Genomic DNA, 14,456 nt, shown 5'->3' with positions numbered 1-14,456 from the left:
AAATGACAAATAAAGCAGTCTGATAATTAATGCCCCGGGAATGGCACCAGACTAAAGCAGGTCAGCCCCTGTTTTTCCAGACGTTGTTCACCACCCAGATCGAACAGGTTAATGATGAATGCTGCATCGGTCACTTCGCCACCCAAACGGCGGATCAGTTTTACGGTTGCTTCGATGGTGCCGCCGGTCGCCAGCAGATCGTCAACCACAAGGACTTTATCGCCAGCCTGGATCGCATCGATGTGGATCTCCAGCTGATCGGTACCGTATTCCAGTTCGTAGCTTTCCGCGATCGTTTCACGCGGCAGTTTACGCGGTTTACGTACCGGTACAAAGCCAACACCCAGGCCTAACGCAACCGGTGCGCCGAACAGGAAGCCACGCGCTTCTGTACCTACTACTTTCGTGATCCCGGCGTCTTTGTAGCGTTCAACCAGCAGTTCAATGCTGAGAGCGTACGCTTTCGGGTCTTCCAGCAAACTGGTGACATCACGGAACAGGATGCCCGGCTTCGGATAATCCTGAATGCTTTTGATGCTGTTTTTGAGAAATTCAAGCTGCTGCGCAGTCGCTGTCATGGATTTTTGCCTGATAGAAACGGTGTTACTCACGGCGCACACTGAGGTTTCGCATGTAACCTGCGGTTAACATTTAACCAGTCGCGCCTGTGCTCGAAAACGCTCGAATTTACTGGCAGAACGCGACAATTGCAACTTCCATCGGTGAGCTTTATGGTTTTTGTTGCTTTGCGTCAATCACGGGCAGTCGCCACATAAAAATCAGCAGGCAAGACAAAATGGCCAGCAGCAGCAATCGCACCCACATAATCTTCACCAGCCACAGCGAAATGGCGAAAGTGACCAGTATCACGGCGATGGCCCGGGGTTTGGCGCCAGGCGGCATCGCTTTATAGGTTTGCCAGTGACGCAAATAGCCACCAAACCAGGAGCGGTACAATAACCACTGATGAAAACGGGGCGACGAGCGCGCAAAGCACCAGGCGGCCAGCAGAATAAACGGCGTGGTCGGCAGCAATGGCAAAACGACGCCGAGAGTACCCAGCACTACCGCCAGCCAGCCAATGATGATTAAAATAGTCCGTTGCATAGTGCGAATCATTATCATTGATAAGCGGCTAATGTAGCATAGTCGGCGTCATTTACAGGGGAGATAATCGTGAGAAGCGCGTTGCTTTTACAGGCTCTGGAACAAAAGCTGGACGAGCTGGCGCGGCAAATCGCTCCTCAGGCAAAGCACGCTACGGTGAGCCCACGTTTTGATCGTCATCTGTTCCGCACACGTAGCACCACAATGGATGCCTGCCTGCAAGAAGCCCGGCACAGTCTGAGCGCGCTTCGCCATGCCGTCGACGCACAGCAAATCGAGCAGGTGGCATGGCTTGCAGAGCACCTTGGGGCGCAGATTGCCGCCCTGAGTCGCGAATCGGCCTCATGGTCGCTGCGTGAGTGGGATAATTCCGCGCCCGGCATTCAAAAATGGCAGCGTAAGCGACTACAACATCAGGAATTCGAACAACGTCTGATGGCGATGAAACGTGAGCGGGAAGCGCGTCTGGCAACTGTCGAAACTTTCGCCGAACAGCAGCAATTACATAAAGAAATCGCCGCATTTGAAGGCAGGCTGTGCCGCTGTCGCGAGGCGCTGGATAATATTGAGCGGGTGCTGGCGCGCCTGACACGTTAACCCGAGGAGAGAGTATGTCGCTGGAAGATGCACCGGATGAGGTCAAGCTGGCGGTCGATCTGATTATGCTGCTGGAAGAGCATGCTATTGCGCCGGAAACCGTGCTCAAAGCGCTGGAAATTGTGCAGCGGGATTTTGAACGCAAAGTGAGGGAGAGTGAGGGTTAAGCCTGGCGCCGCCTGATGCCCTCACCCCACGGGGAGAGAGAGAAAACCGTAGCCCGGAACAGGCGGTCACGCCGCCATACGGGAATAATCCCCGGTGGCGCCAGCGCTTACCGGGGCTACGACAGGAGAGATATCTGAATCAACTCTGCGCAGGCGTCGGATCGTCGCCTTTCAGCTCGCGCTTCACTTCTGTATGCTCGTCACCGCTCGCATTGCGTAAATGCACTTCCAACTGGTTAAAGGCGATATTGATGTTATTTTCACGACACAGTCTGTCGATCGTGCGGTTTAGCTCATCCACCGTATAGCTACGATCGCGCAGTTCACGTACATACAGACGCAGTTCATGATCCAGCGTACTCGCGCCAAAGGTGGTAAAGAACACCGACGGCTCCGGATCGTGCATCACCTTCGGATGCTCCATCGCCGCTTTTAACAATACCTCTTTCACCTTATCCAGATCGGAACCGTACGCCACGCCCAGACGGATGACCACGCGGGTAATGGTGTCTGACAGCGACCAGTTGATCAGACGTTCAGTCACAAACGCCTTGTTGGGAATAATGACCTCTTTGCGGTCAAAATCGGTGATCGTGGTGGCACGAATACGGATCTTGCTTACCGACCCGGAGAAGGTGCCGATGGTGACGGTATCGCCAATACGCACCGGACGCTCGAACAGGATAATCAGGCCGGAGACAAAGTTACCGAAAATCTCTTGTAAGCCAAAACCCAGACCAACCGAGAGAGCTGCCGCCAGCCATTGTAGTTTGTCCCATGAGACACCCAACGACCCGAACACCGTCATCGCACCAACGGCGATGATGACATAGTTCAGAATGGTGGTAATGGCGTAGGACGCCCCCTGACGCATGTTCAAGCGCGAAAGAACGATAACTTCCAGCAAACCCGGTAAGTTACGAATTAGCGCCCAGGCTACCACCGTGGCAATCAAGGCAAACAGCATGCTCCCCATGGTCACGCTTTTCACGGCGGCGACGCCCGCTTCCGTGCCGTTGTAATGCCACAGGACAACGCTGTCCAGGTAAGCGAAAACGGTGATCAAATCAGACCAAATCGCCCAGAACACGACGCCAAAGAGAGCGATCATCAGCAACATGGTAATACGTAATGTCTGCTGGTTGACCTGCTCCAGGGCTATACCCGGCTCTTCCTGCGGCTCAGCGCCTTCGGCCCCTTCTTTTATCAGGTTCTGGCGGCGGGCCAGCGCACGACGGTAAGCAATACGACGCGCAGCAACGCTCAGGCCACGCAACACAGTCTGGTAAAGCAGGTTCCAGAGGATGACCAGATAGACAGTTTCAATCCAGCGTCCGGACAGGCGCAGCGTTGTATAGAAATAGCCAGTTGCCGTCAGCACCATCAATGCTATCGGAACAATCGCCAGAACGGTGATGGTGATAAGACGAATGCTATGAGACTCTTTATCCCGCCAGCTTTCCCGGAACATCGGCCATACCAGCCCGGTGATGACCAGCAAGTTAAGCAGAATCACCGTTTGTCCAAGCACGTCATCCATCAAGTGCAGTGGCGAAAGCTCAGAGACCACGGACCAAAAATGGAGTGGCAGCAGCGCAAGGCTGATGCGCACAATCTGCCGACGCCAGTGGCTGGTCAGTTGTTCCGGCATGTTGAAATGGTTTACCGCCACGCCGTCTTTTTCCAGCACCTTCCAGCACAGGCCAAATACCAGCCAGAATACGGTCAGTTTTTTACTGAACGCCCACAGCAATTCACTGATATTGAGCTGCATCGTCAGTAAAATGAGGCCGATAGCCAGAATGATCAGACAGACAGGCAGCGCGCGAATGAGGTCGATAAGAATCGCTTTCGGCGTATGTAACTGACTGTCATTGCGTAACTGGCCTACCTGGGTCGCAAGACGCGCCTGATAGCTGCGCAACCAGCCAAGACGCCAGCGAATTAAGCCAGCAATCAATAACAGGGGTAGGCCTGTGAGGAAAGCAATGGCCACCGCAGGCCAGGCTTTTTCCCAGTTACCGGTGATTTTCATTTTGCTTATCTGGTCTTTCAGCGCCTGTGGGAAAGATTTAACCCAGTCCCCGTCCATTGGCTTGTTGCTGTTTACCCAGAAAATTTGCTGCGTCAGGATCTCCTGAAGGCTTTTCGACACGCTCATCAGTTGCTGCTGATTAACCTGCAGGTTAATCGCCATCATCAGCTGATTACCAAGCTGCTTATTCAGTTGATCGAGCAGTTCACGACGCATATCCACGACTTGTAACAGCGCGTCATGCACTTCGTCGTTAACCTCACTCGAATGCCCCTCTTCCAGTTTTGCCACGAATGCATCGCTCTGGAAAAGGGCATCGCGCTGTTGGTTGACTTCAAACTGCTCCAGACGCAGGTCCGCAATGCGGTTGGTCATGTCTTCAAGCTCATCAGCGGAAGGGAGCGTTTGTTGTTGCTGATAAAGGATACGCGACAGCAGCAAGCTGCCTTTAAGTACTGAAATCTGCTCTTTCACGTTACGCTCAGATTGCAGCGCGCGGTCAAGCCAGTTTTTTACTTTGATGTTTTGCTGCACCAGCGAGTTACCGTTTTCTGTCGCAGTAATAAGCTTCTGGCTAAGCTGGTGGTTAACGTCCAGTTCCTGCTTCACTAACGGCATCGCCTGGATACGCGCGGTTTCATCCGGCGTTACGGCTTCCTGGGCGGTTTTTTCTGTCAGCGTCAGCCGCTTGTTATTGACGGCTTCCTGCAACAGTTGCAGTTGATGTTCAAGGCGATTGCTGTTCGCAGTAGTGTAATCACGCTGTTTCTGCAGCGTGTCCTGCAACGTAGTATTACCTTCGAGACTCTTACGCAACTGTTCGATTTGCGCATTCAGCAATGCCTGTTGAGCAAGTAAAAGTGTCTGCTGCGTCGGACGCAGAGCCCCCTCACCTGCCGCCGTGCCATTAAGACGATTGCGGATTTGCTGTAACTGTTGCGAAGCGGTGTACATGGAACTTTGCACACGCTCCGGCTGCGTCTGTAACGAGACTAACTGGCTGTTATAATTCGACAAATCGTTCTGAGCCGTTTGTAAGTCATCCAGTAACTGTGCCACGCGCGACTCAAGCTGGCGCAGAGAAAGCGTTGCCAGCGTTTTGCGCGTTTCATCGTCGTTATCTTTATCACTGAGCGCATTGAGGGCATCAGTCGCCTGACGCAGTTTGTCCGGCGCCTGGGTGATTTTCTGTTTTAAGAGAACAGTTTCCTGCTTAACCCGTTCTATTTTGTCCAGAACATCCAGGGTTTCCGTTAAATCCTGAATAACCAGTTTATCCGTAGCGGTGGGATCTTTTTGCTTATTCAGAGCGTCGAGCTGACTCTGGACATCGGAGCGAGCGGGTAAGTCGTTGTTTGTCGGGGCCGCGAAGGCACTGCCTGTAATAAAGGCAAGGACAAAAAACAGCGCGGCAGCCAAAACCGGGAGCGCACTTTTTGAGCGTGTGGATTGCAGCATCATTTGCGTGATTAATCTGTGAACAGGAAAGATGGCCGAAGCTAGCCACGCGCGAAGAATATCACGCCGTGAAGTTACAACCTAGTAACGTAATGTTAGCAGTCGCTTTTTCCGCTCATTCTGACTCAGGCTGAAAGGCCTGACGCTTTATTATGCAGCGTTGGACAAAACTGGCACATCTCCAGTAATATCGCGACATAGTCTCGGGCTTCTTTCTTTAAATCAAAAGATTGGGGCGAGAAAAGCCAATTCTCCATCACACCGGAAATATAGGCACGCATCAGTACTGCCGTCCGGCGGGTGAGTAAGCTCTCAGGAAGCAATTTGGCTTTAATGCACTCATTAAGTGTATGTTCGATGCGGTCGTAACTCTCCAGGCACAAATTACGCTGCGCCTCTTGCAAGACCGCCATTTCGCCAACAAACTCACATTTGTGAAAAATGATTTCCATCATGAGTCGGCGACGCTCTTCGACTACGGTTGCTTCAAGGATATAGACCAAAATTTCCCTTAAAACTGACAGTGGATCGTCAGGGAATTTTGCCCGATACTCAGTTTCGAGATCGCTGATGCTGGATTCTGACAGCGCCCAGATTTCACTGAATAAATCCGACTTATTTTTGAAGTGCCAGTAAATCGCACCACGGGTCACCCCCGCTGCCTGTGCAATATCTGCCAGTGAGGTCGCTGATACGCCCTGCCGGGAGAACAAACGCAAGGCCACATCAAGGATGTGCTGGCGTGTCTCTTGTGCCTGCTGTTTGGTTTTTCGTGCCATATGTTGGTGAATTGACAGGAGTCAGATTTACATACATTTATGAATGTTTGTACCATAGCATGACGATAATATAAACGCAGCAATGGGTTTGGGACATTTGATCCATTGATCAATTTGAAATCGGACACTCGAGGTTTACATATGAACAAAAACAGAGGGTTAACGCCTCTGGCGGTCGTTCTGATGCTTTCAGGCAGCTTAGCGCTTACAGGATGTGATGAAAAACCCGCTCAGCAGGGTGCTGCGGGTCAGGCGCCAGAAGTCGGCGTCGTCACGCTAAAAACAGAACCTCTGCAGATCACAACCGAACTTCCAGGTAGAACCAGCGCGTTTCGCGTTGCGGAAGTCCGTCCTCAGGTCAGTGGCATTATTTTAAAACGCAACTTCACAGAAGGCAGTGATGTAGAAGCGGGTGTCTCGCTTTATCAGATTGATCCGGCCACTTATCAGGCTTCTTATGAAAGCGCGAAAGGCGATCTGGCAAAAGCGCAGGCTGCGGCAAATATCGCACGCATGACTGCTGCGCGTTATCAGAAATTGTTGGGTACCAAGTACATCAGCCAACAAGATTATGATACGGCTCAGGCTGACGCACAGCAGGCCGATGCGGCTGTCGTTGCGGCAAAAGCCGCGGTTGAAACCGCGCGTATCAACCTTGCTTACACCAAAGTCACCTCTCCGATCAGCGGCCGTATTGGTAAATCGTCCGTGACCGAAGGTGCGCTGGTGCAGACCGGGCAGACAACCGCGCTGGCAACCGTTCAGCAACTCGACCCGATCTACGTTGATGTTACACAGTCGAGCAATGACTACCTGCGGCTGAAACAGGAACTGGCGAACGGCACGCTGAAACAGGAAAACGGTAAAGCGAAAGTCGAGCTGGTGACCAATGACGGCACGAAATACCCGCAGAGCGGTACACTGGAGTTTTCTGACGTCACTGTTGATCAAACTACCGGTTCTATCACACTGCGCGCCATTTTCCCGAACCCGGATATGACGCTGCTGCCAGGTCTGTTCGTACGCGCGAAACTCGAAGAAGGCACTAATCCTAATGCACTGCTGGTTCCACAGCAGGGTGTGACTCGTACCCCGCGTGGTGATGCTACCGCGATGGTCGTGGGTGAAGGCGATAAAGTCGAAATCCGTAAACTCACCGCGACTCAGGCCATTGGCGATAAATGGCTGGTGACAGATGGCCTGAAAGCAGGCGATCGCGTGATTGTGACAGGCCTTCAAAAAGTAAGACCCGGTGCGCAGGTAAAAGCACAGGAAGTGACCGCTGAGAATAAAGAGCAAGCCCAGGCCGGCGCGCAGTCACAGCAGTCTAAGTCTTAACTTAAACAGGAGCCGTTAAGACATGCCAAATTTCTTTATTGATCGCCCCATATTTGCCTGGGTGATCGCCATAATCATCATGCTTGCGGGGGGACTGGCGATCCTGAAGCTGCCTGTCGCGCAATATCCAACAATTGCACCACCGGCAATTCAGATCAGCGCGTCCTACCCAGGTGCTGATGCAAAAACGGTGCAGGATACCGTTACACAGGTTATCGAACAGAACATGAACGGTATCGATGGCCTGCTGTATATGTCCTCCACCAGTGACTCCTCTGGTACGGTACAGATCACCATCACCTTTGACTCTGGTACCGACGCGGATATCGCACAGGTACAGGTGCAGAACAAACTGCAACTGGCAATGCCATTACTGCCGCAGGAAGTTCAGCAGCAGGGTGTGAGCGTTGAGAAGTCGTCCAGTAGCTTCCTGATGGTTCTCGGTATGATCAGTACCGATGGTTCCATGACGCAGGAAGATATTGCCGACTACGTGGGCGCCACCGTGAAGGACCCGGTCAGCCGTACCAAAGGTGTGGGTGACGTACAGCTGTTCGGTGCGCAGTATGCAATGCGTATCTGGATGGACCCGAACAAACTGAATAACTTCCAGTTGACTCCTGTTGATGTCATTACGGCTATTAAAGCGCAGAACGCCCAGGTCGCAGCAGGTCAGTTAGGTGGGACGCCGCCGGTGAAAGGCCAGCAGTTGAACGCCTCTATCATCGCGCAGACACGTCTGACCTCCACGGAAGAGTTCGGTAAGATCCTGCTGAAAGTTAACCAGGATGGTTCACAGGTTCGTCTGCGTGACGTGGCAAAAATTGAGCTGGGCGGCGAAAACTACGACGTTATCGCCCGCTACAACGGTCAACCCGCATCCGGTCTTGGTATCAAGCTGGCAACCGGCGCGAACGCACTGGATACCGCAAACGCGGTGCGAGCCACTATCGCCAAACTGGAACCGTTCTTCCCGCACGGGCTGAAAGTGGTTTATCCGTACGATACCACCCCATTCGTTAAGATCTCGATTAACGAAGTGGTGAAAACGCTGGTTGAAGCGATCGTACTGGTATTCCTGGTTATGTACCTGTTCCTGCAGAACTTCCGCGCAACGCTGATTCCAACCATCGCGGTGCCAGTCGTCCTGTTGGGTACCTTCGCCATACTGTCAGCATTTGGTTACTCGATAAACACCCTCACCATGTTTGGTATGGTGCTGGCGATAGGCTTGCTGGTGGATGACGCCATCGTCGTCGTAGAGAACGTTGAGCGTGTCATGTCCGAAGAGGGCTTGCCGCCAAAAGAAGCCACGCGTAAGTCCATGGGTCAGATTCAGGGCGCACTGGTCGGTATCGCGATGGTTCTGTCAGCGGTATTTATCCCGATGGCTTTCTTCGGTGGTTCAACCGGTGCGATTTACCGTCAGTTCTCTATCACCATTGTTTCAGCAATGGCACTCTCTGTGCTGGTAGCGTTAATCCTGACGCCAGCGCTCTGTGCGACCATGCTTAAACCGATTGCCAAAGGCGATCACGGTGAAGGCAAGAAAGGTTTCTTTGGCTGGTTTAACCGCGTATTTGATAAGAGCACGCACCACTACACCGACAGCGTAGGTAACATTCTGCGCAGTACGGGGCGTTACCTGCTGCTCTACGTTCTTATCGTGGTTGGCATGGCCATTCTGTTCGTTCGTCTGCCAAGTTCGTTCCTGCCAGATGAAGACCAGGGTGTGTTCCTGACCATGGCGCAGCTTCCGGCGGGCGCGACGCAAGAGCGTACGCAGAAAGTGCTGGATGAAGTGTCGAAATACTACCTGGAAAACGAAAAAGATAACGTGAACTCTGTGTTTACCGTTAACGGCTTCGGCTTCTCCGGGCGTGGTCAGAACACCGGTCTGGCGTTCGTGTCGCTGAAAGGCTGGGATGAACGTCCGGGTGAGAAGAACAAAGTACCGGCGATTGCAGGTCGTGCAAGTGCGCATTTCTCGCAAATTAAAGATGCGATGGTCTTCGCCTTTAACCTGCCAGCGATCGTTGAACTGGGTACGGCGACCGGCTTTGACTTCCAATTGATTGACCAGGCGAACCTGGGGCATGACAAGCTGATGCAGGCGCGTAACCAGTTGTTCGGTGAGATTGCACAGCATCCGGATCTGCTGGTGGGTGTGCGTCCGAACGGCCTGGAAGATACGCCGCAGTTCAAAATCAATATCGACCAGGAAAAAGCACAGGCGTTGGGTGTCTCCTTAAGTGACATCAATACTACGCTTGGCGCGGCATGGGGCGGTAGCTACGTCAACGACTTCATCGACCGTGGTCGTGTGAAGAAAGTGTACGTTATGTCTGACGCGAAATACCGTATGCTGCCGAGCGATATCGGTAACTGGTATGTCCGTGGGGCAAGCGGCTCGATGGTGCCTTTCTCTGCCTTTGCGACGTCGCACTGGGAGTACGGCTCTCCGCGTCTGGAACGCTATAACGGTTTGCCATCCATGGAAATCCTCGGCCAGGCTGCTCCGGGTAAAAGTACCGGTGAAGCAATGGCGATGATGGAACAACTGGCCGGTAAACTGCCGACGGGTATTGGCTATGACTGGACAGGTATGTCTTATCAGGAACGCTTGTCAGGTAACCAGGCGCCTGCGCTGTACGCCATTTCCTTGATCGTGGTGTTCCTGTGTCTGGCGGCCCTGTACGAGAGTTGGTCAATTCCGTTCTCCGTTATGCTGGTAGTTCCGCTCGGGGTTGTTGGTGCGCTGCTGGCCGCGACCTTACGCGGTCTGACTAACGACGTTTACTTCCAGGTGGGCCTGCTGACAACCATTGGCTTGTCGGCGAAGAACGCGATACTTATCGTCGAATTCGCCAAAGATCTGATGGATAAAGAGGGCAAAGGGCTTATTGAAGCGACCCTGGAAGCGGTACGTATGCGTCTGCGTCCAATCCTGATGACCTCGCTGGCGTTTATCCTTGGGGTTCTGCCGCTGGTTATCAGTACGGGTGCAGGCTCCGGTGCGCAGAACGCCGTAGGTACCGGTGTAATGGGCGGTATGATTACCGCGACGGTACTGGCAATATTCTTCGTTCCTGTGTTCTTTGTGGTGGTGCGCCGCCGCTTTAGCCGCAGAAGCGACGATGTTGAGCACAGCCATAAGGTTGAGCAACACTGATAGTCATGAATGAAAAAGGCCGCGAAAGCGGCCTTTTTCTTATTCGCTGTTCTGATCATAAAAAGTACGTATTGTCTCTTTGTTTATTTTGTGCAGTCGTAATAGCGCACAGAATTAATACTTCATTAGGAGAGCGTCTTATATACTTAGGTAAAATTCTTAATTATCTGGTACAATCAGTTTAAGTAAGAATATTCCTGGTAATTAGTGATTCTGGAATATTAAAATAACCTTAAATATTCAACACCATTCACTAACCTGATGAAGAGTAAGGAAAGTTTTGATTTCGATGCCGGAAATTCTCACATAAAACATGATAATAAACTGCGCGATCCCTCCATTTTCGGAGAGCAAAACGCGATAATTGTAATTTTTCGTAATAGCACAATGAAATCTTTTTAAGACTGGCTTATAGTTAAATCAATGAGGAAAAGCAGCATATGCTGCTGGTCAGATCAGACGTTTCCACCCCGGAGCAGTGTTCAGTGAGTAAAAAAAGCGACTCAGAAGGGGATGTGTTATGGACGAATACTCGCCAAAAAGGCATGATATCGCGCAGCTTAAATTTCTCTGTGAAACGTTGTACCATGATTGTCTCCTGAATCTTGAAGAAAGCCATCATGGATGGGTTAACGATCCTACTTCGGCAATCAATTTGCAGTTAAATGAGTTGATTGAACATATAGCAACCTTCGCACTTAATTATAAAATTAAGTATAATGAAGATAATAAACTGATTGAGCAGATAGACGAATACCTTGATGATACGTTTATGCTGTTCAGTAGCTACGGTATCAACACACAAGACTTGCAGAAATGGCGTAAATCGGGAAATCGATTGTTCCGCTGTTTCGTCAATGTGAGCAAGGCTAACCCTGTTAGTCACTCCTGTTAAATATTTCAACCAGTAAAGGTAAAATCATGTCTGATAAGCCATTAACCAAAATTGATTATTTGATGCGATTACGACGTTGTCAGACAATTGACACGCTCGAACGCGTTATTGAAAAAAATAAATACGAACTGCCTGACCATGAACTGACGGTGTTTTATTCAGCAGCCGATCATCGTCTGGCTGAGCTAACCATGAATAAACTGTATGACAAAATCCCTCCTTCTGTGTGGAAATTTGTACGCTAAGTCTTCCCGACGTTTATTTACGGTTTTAATTTTTTATCCAGCGGCATTAGCAGGCGCACGTTATCTTCATGAGCGAAGAAAAACTTAAAATGATTTCCGGCTTACCGTATCGACCAGCGGACGATACGCTGCGAGCTGACCGCATGCATGCCAGAGAGCTGCTTCATCGTTATAACCATTCGGCCCCTGACGAAAAAGCGGAACGCAATGCGATTCTTGCTACATTACTCGGCCAAAGTTCAGGTGCTTATATCGAACCAAACTTTCGCTGTGATTATGGCTACAATATTTTCCTGGGTAAGGAATTTTACGCCAATTTCGATTGTGTCATGTTGGATGTCTGCCCCATCCATATTGGCGACAATTGCATGTTAGCGCCAGGTGTACATATCTATACGGCAACACATCCGCTGGAGGCCAATGCGCGCAACAGCGGTCTCGAATATGGCAAACCGGTTCGCATTGGCGATAACGTCTGGATTGGTGGACGTGCGGTAATCAATCCAGGCGTGACCATTGGCGATAATGCGGTTATCGCCTCCGGTGCGGTAGTCGTAAAAGACGTTCCGCCGAATGTGGTCGTCGGTGGCAACCCCGCCCGAGTTATTAAAGCCATTCCGGGTGAAGCAAGTTAACTGTTATCTTTTTTTGTCGATAAACTGTTACTTTTTTCACACAAAATGGCAACTTAAAATACGCTCTAATCGGTATATCCCCAAAGACGAAGGCGTGAGATGACAGAGATCCAGCGGCTGCTCAGCGAAACAATCGACGACATTAACCAGCGCGAAAAGCGAGACAACCGTCCGCGCTTTAGCATCAGCTTTATTCGCAAACATCCGGGCCTGTTTGTCGGCATGTATATAGCCTGGCTCGCCACGCTTGCCGTTATGTTGCAATCAGAAACGCTGGTGGACTCCGTGTGGCTGCTGGTGGTGCTATTCGTCTTATTGAATGGCTTCTTTTTCTTTGATGTCTACCCGCGCTATCGCTACGAAGATATTGATGTGCTCGATTTTCGCGTCTGTTATAACGGCGAATGGTACAACACGCGTTATGTGCCGCAAGAGCTTATCAGCGCCATCCTTACTTCGCCTGCGGTCGATACTACGCGTAAAACACAGCTCCAGCAGATGTTATCCCGCAAGGGGGAACTCTCTTTCTACGACGTATTTACCCTTACCCGCCCCGAGACTGCGTAATCAGCCGCGCCAGCGTACGAACACCGCCGGGAAACAGGCTGGCAGAGGTATTACCGTAGCCGAGAACCAGCCCACTTGATGCCGGTGATGGCTGTAAATAAAAACGGCTTAATGCATGAGGCGCAAGGCCAAACCCGCGCGCCTCACGCACAACATTCATGTCATTGATTCCCGGTACTGAAAGCGTCAAATGCAGCCCGCCCTCGCCTCCCAACACCCGATGCTCCAGGTCAAAACCGTTCTGTAACGCCTCACGCAGTTGTGCCTGTCGTTTACGGTACAATCGGCGCATCGCCGCCAGATGGCGCGCGTAGTGGCCATCCTCAATAAAATGCGCCAGAGCCAGTTGCTCGCTACGATGTCCACCGCGCAACAGACTATTGATAACCGGTGCCGCTGCGTTCGCCAACGCAGGCGGCATCACCATAAAACCAATACGTAACGACGGAAACAGCGTCTTGCTGAATGTTCCCAGATAGACCACCGGTGGATTGGAGATCATTCCCAGCATGGCAGGTACCGGATCGCCGTGATAGCGAAACTCACTGTCGTAGTCATCTTCGATGATCCAACTTCCGGTCCGCGTGGCCGCCTCCAGCAACTGCAAACGTCGGGCAGCACTCATCACATAGCCCAGCGGATATTGATGTGAAGGCGAAGTATAGATAATGCGCGGCGGCGTTATCGTCTCCGCCAGCGTCATTCCTTCTTCATCCACCGGTATCCCTTTCACTTGCAACCCGGCTGCCAGCAAAGCGCTTTTTGCACCGTTATAGCCCGGCTCTTCTACCCAGGCACTGTTTCCCGGATCGCAGAGAAGATGAATACATAACATCAGCGCATCCTGGGCGCCTTCGGTAATTACAATCTGCTCGACGTCACAATGAATGCCTCTGGCCAGCGCAAGATGTCGGGCGATAGCCGCGCGCAGTCGCCGCTCTCCGCCAGACTCGCCATACCCCAGCAGCGCACTGCCCTCGTCACGCCAGACGCGCTCACTCAGCCTTCGCCAGATTGCCGTGGGGAAATAGTTCACCGCCGGTAGACCGGGGGTGAAAGCAAGTGCGGGGGAATTTCGCCTCACCCCTTGCGGCAGGGTCCGGACACGTTGTGCGAGGGATATCACAGGCATGTTACGTATAACGGGCGCACTGGCCAACATCAATACCCGTGTTCCCTGCCGTTCACGCTGAACGAAGCCCTCAATTGCGAGCTGTTCGAGCGCGGCGTTTACCGTATTTCGGGAAACGGCGAGTTTTTTTGCCAGCACGCGTGAGCCCGGTAGCAACGAATGCGCTTTTAACGTTCCACCACGGATAGCATCCCGCAGTGCCATATATAACGCCCGCTGCCGCGTTAATCCGGCACGTTCAGCCAGCGCCGGGCGCAGTAGTGCCTGTAAAGCGTCATCGGGAATATTCATCGCGCCGCTCCTTAGTGGACCCATGAAAATATAGTTTA

General features: G+C 51.8%; 13 protein-coding genes. 8 read left to right on the top strand and 5 right to left on the bottom strand.

Annotation, left to right across the window (positions count from 1 at the left end; genetic code table 11):
• Positions 1 to 26: 26 nt before the first annotated feature.
• Complete coding sequence (apt, locus tag IP582_RS05525; RefSeq protein ID WP_047371543.1) at positions 27 to 578, bottom strand: adenine phosphoribosyltransferase; 552 nt, start codon at positions 576 to 578, stop codon at positions 27 to 29.
• Positions 579 to 729: 151 nt separating this feature from the next.
• The gene (locus tag IP582_RS05520; RefSeq protein ID WP_193795312.1) at positions 730 to 1,107 is read right to left on the bottom strand and encodes a DUF454 family protein; all 378 of its coding nucleotides are present in this window, start codon (positions 1,105 to 1,107) and stop codon (positions 730 to 732) included.
• Positions 1,108 to 1,176: 69 nt separating this feature from the next.
• Between IP582_RS05520 and priC the strand changes: the two genes are divergently transcribed.
• Together priC and rsmS are read left to right on the top strand one after the other, a co-directional pair.
• On the top strand, positions 1,177 to 1,704 hold the full coding sequence (gene priC / locus IP582_RS05515; protein WP_193795311.1) for a primosomal replication protein N'': 528 nt from the start codon (positions 1,177 to 1,179) through the stop codon (positions 1,702 to 1,704).
• A 14-nt stretch (positions 1,705 to 1,718) separates the two neighbouring features.
• Positions 1,719 to 1,871, top strand: a complete 153-nt coding sequence (rsmS, locus tag IP582_RS05510) for a pleiotropic regulatory protein RsmS (RefSeq protein ID WP_193795310.1) — start codon at positions 1,719 to 1,721, stop codon at positions 1,869 to 1,871.
• A gap of 139 nt (positions 1,872 to 2,010) precedes the next feature.
• On the opposite strand, the gene mscK is transcribed toward rsmS, so the two are convergent.
• Positions 2,011 to 5,364, bottom strand: coding sequence for a mechanosensitive channel MscK (mscK, locus tag IP582_RS05505; RefSeq protein ID WP_079497642.1), 3,354 nt, complete (start codon positions 5,362 to 5,364; stop codon positions 2,011 to 2,013).
• 125 nt (positions 5,365 to 5,489) lie between these two features.
• Positions 5,490 to 6,143, bottom strand: coding sequence for a multidrug efflux transporter transcriptional repressor AcrR (gene acrR, locus IP582_RS05500; protein WP_193795309.1), 654 nt, complete (start codon positions 6,141 to 6,143; stop codon positions 5,490 to 5,492).
• 141 nt (positions 6,144 to 6,284) lie between these two features.
• On the opposite strand from acrR, the gene acrA reads away from it, so the two are divergent.
• The 6 genes from acrA to IP582_RS05470 all read left to right on the top strand — a co-directional run bounded on the left by acrA (position 6,285) and on the right by IP582_RS05470 (position 12,995).
• Complete coding sequence (acrA, locus tag IP582_RS05495) at positions 6,285 to 7,481, top strand: multidrug efflux RND transporter periplasmic adaptor subunit AcrA (RefSeq protein ID WP_193795308.1); 1,197 nt, start codon at positions 6,285 to 6,287, stop codon at positions 7,479 to 7,481.
• Positions 7,482 to 7,503: 22 nt separating this feature from the next.
• Entirely contained in the window at positions 7,504 to 10,653 is a 3,150-nt protein-coding gene (gene acrB / locus IP582_RS05490) for a multidrug efflux RND transporter permease subunit AcrB (protein ID WP_193795307.1), read from the top strand.
• A gap of 520 nt (positions 10,654 to 11,173) precedes the next feature.
• The gene (tomB, locus tag IP582_RS05485; RefSeq protein WP_041852464.1) at positions 11,174 to 11,548 is read left to right on the top strand and encodes an Hha toxicity modulator TomB; all 375 of its coding nucleotides are present in this window, start codon (positions 11,174 to 11,176) and stop codon (positions 11,546 to 11,548) included.
• A 26-nt stretch (positions 11,549 to 11,574) separates the two neighbouring features.
• Positions 11,575 to 11,793 (top strand): HHA domain-containing protein, encoded by a 219-nt coding sequence (locus IP582_RS05480; protein WP_041852465.1) that lies wholly within the window; start codon positions 11,575 to 11,577, stop codon positions 11,791 to 11,793.
• A 68-nt stretch (positions 11,794 to 11,861) separates the two neighbouring features.
• On the top strand, positions 11,862 to 12,428 hold the full coding sequence (maa, locus tag IP582_RS05475) for a maltose O-acetyltransferase (protein WP_193795306.1): 567 nt from the start codon (positions 11,862 to 11,864) through the stop codon (positions 12,426 to 12,428).
• Positions 12,429 to 12,527: 99 nt separating this feature from the next.
• Positions 12,528 to 12,995 carry a YlaC family protein gene (locus tag IP582_RS05470; RefSeq protein ID WP_041852467.1) on the top strand — a complete coding sequence of 156 codons (468 nt, stop codon included), beginning with the start codon at positions 12,528 to 12,530 and terminating at the stop codon, positions 12,993 to 12,995.
• Here IP582_RS05470 and IP582_RS05465 read toward each other — a convergent pair.
• Positions 12,973 to 14,418 (bottom strand): PLP-dependent aminotransferase family protein, encoded by a 1,446-nt coding sequence (locus IP582_RS05465; RefSeq protein WP_193795305.1) that lies wholly within the window; start codon positions 14,416 to 14,418, stop codon positions 12,973 to 12,975. The two genes, IP582_RS05470 and IP582_RS05465, sit on opposite strands and share 23 nt — an antisense overlap.
• Between the last annotated feature and the right edge of the window lie 38 nt (positions 14,419 to 14,456).

Origin of the sequence: Citrobacter sp. BDA59-3 (genome assembly GCF_015167655.1) — a bacterium.
GTDB classification, from domain to species: Bacteria; Pseudomonadota; Gammaproteobacteria; order Enterobacterales; family Enterobacteriaceae; genus Phytobacter; species Phytobacter diazotrophicus.
This window is presented reverse-complemented; position numbering and strand designations above follow the sequence as displayed.

Bases quoted from the DNA above. Each gene is read 5' to 3' on its own strand.
- apt (WP_047371543.1), bottom strand. From the start codon at position 578: ATGACAGCGACTGCGCAGCAGCTTGAATTTCTCAAAAACAGCATCAAA.
- IP582_RS05520 (WP_193795312.1), bottom strand. From the start codon at position 1,107: ATGCAACGGACTATTTTAATCATCATTGGCTGGCTGGCGGTAGTGCTG.
- rsmS (WP_193795310.1), top strand. From the start codon at position 1,719: ATGTCGCTGGAAGATGCACCGGATGAGGTCAAGCTGGCGGTCGATCTG.
- mscK (WP_079497642.1), bottom strand. From the start codon at position 5,364: ATGCTGCAATCCACACGCTCAAAAAGTGCGCTCCCGGTTTTGGCTGCC.
- acrR (WP_193795309.1), bottom strand. From the start codon at position 6,143: ATGGCACGAAAAACCAAACAGCAGGCACAAGAGACACGCCAGCACATC.
- acrA (WP_193795308.1), top strand. From the start codon at position 6,285: ATGAACAAAAACAGAGGGTTAACGCCTCTGGCGGTCGTTCTGATGCTT.
- acrB (WP_193795307.1), top strand. From the start codon at position 7,504: ATGCCAAATTTCTTTATTGATCGCCCCATATTTGCCTGGGTGATCGCC.
- tomB (WP_041852464.1), top strand. From the start codon at position 11,174: ATGGACGAATACTCGCCAAAAAGGCATGATATCGCGCAGCTTAAATTT.
- IP582_RS05480 (WP_041852465.1), top strand. From the start codon at position 11,575: ATGTCTGATAAGCCATTAACCAAAATTGATTATTTGATGCGATTACGA.
- maa (WP_193795306.1), top strand. From the start codon at position 11,862: ATGAGCGAAGAAAAACTTAAAATGATTTCCGGCTTACCGTATCGACCA.
- IP582_RS05470 (WP_041852467.1), top strand. From the start codon at position 12,528: ATGACAGAGATCCAGCGGCTGCTCAGCGAAACAATCGACGACATTAAC.
- IP582_RS05465 (WP_193795305.1), bottom strand. From the start codon at position 14,418: ATGAATATTCCCGATGACGCTTTACAGGCACTACTGCGCCCGGCGCTG.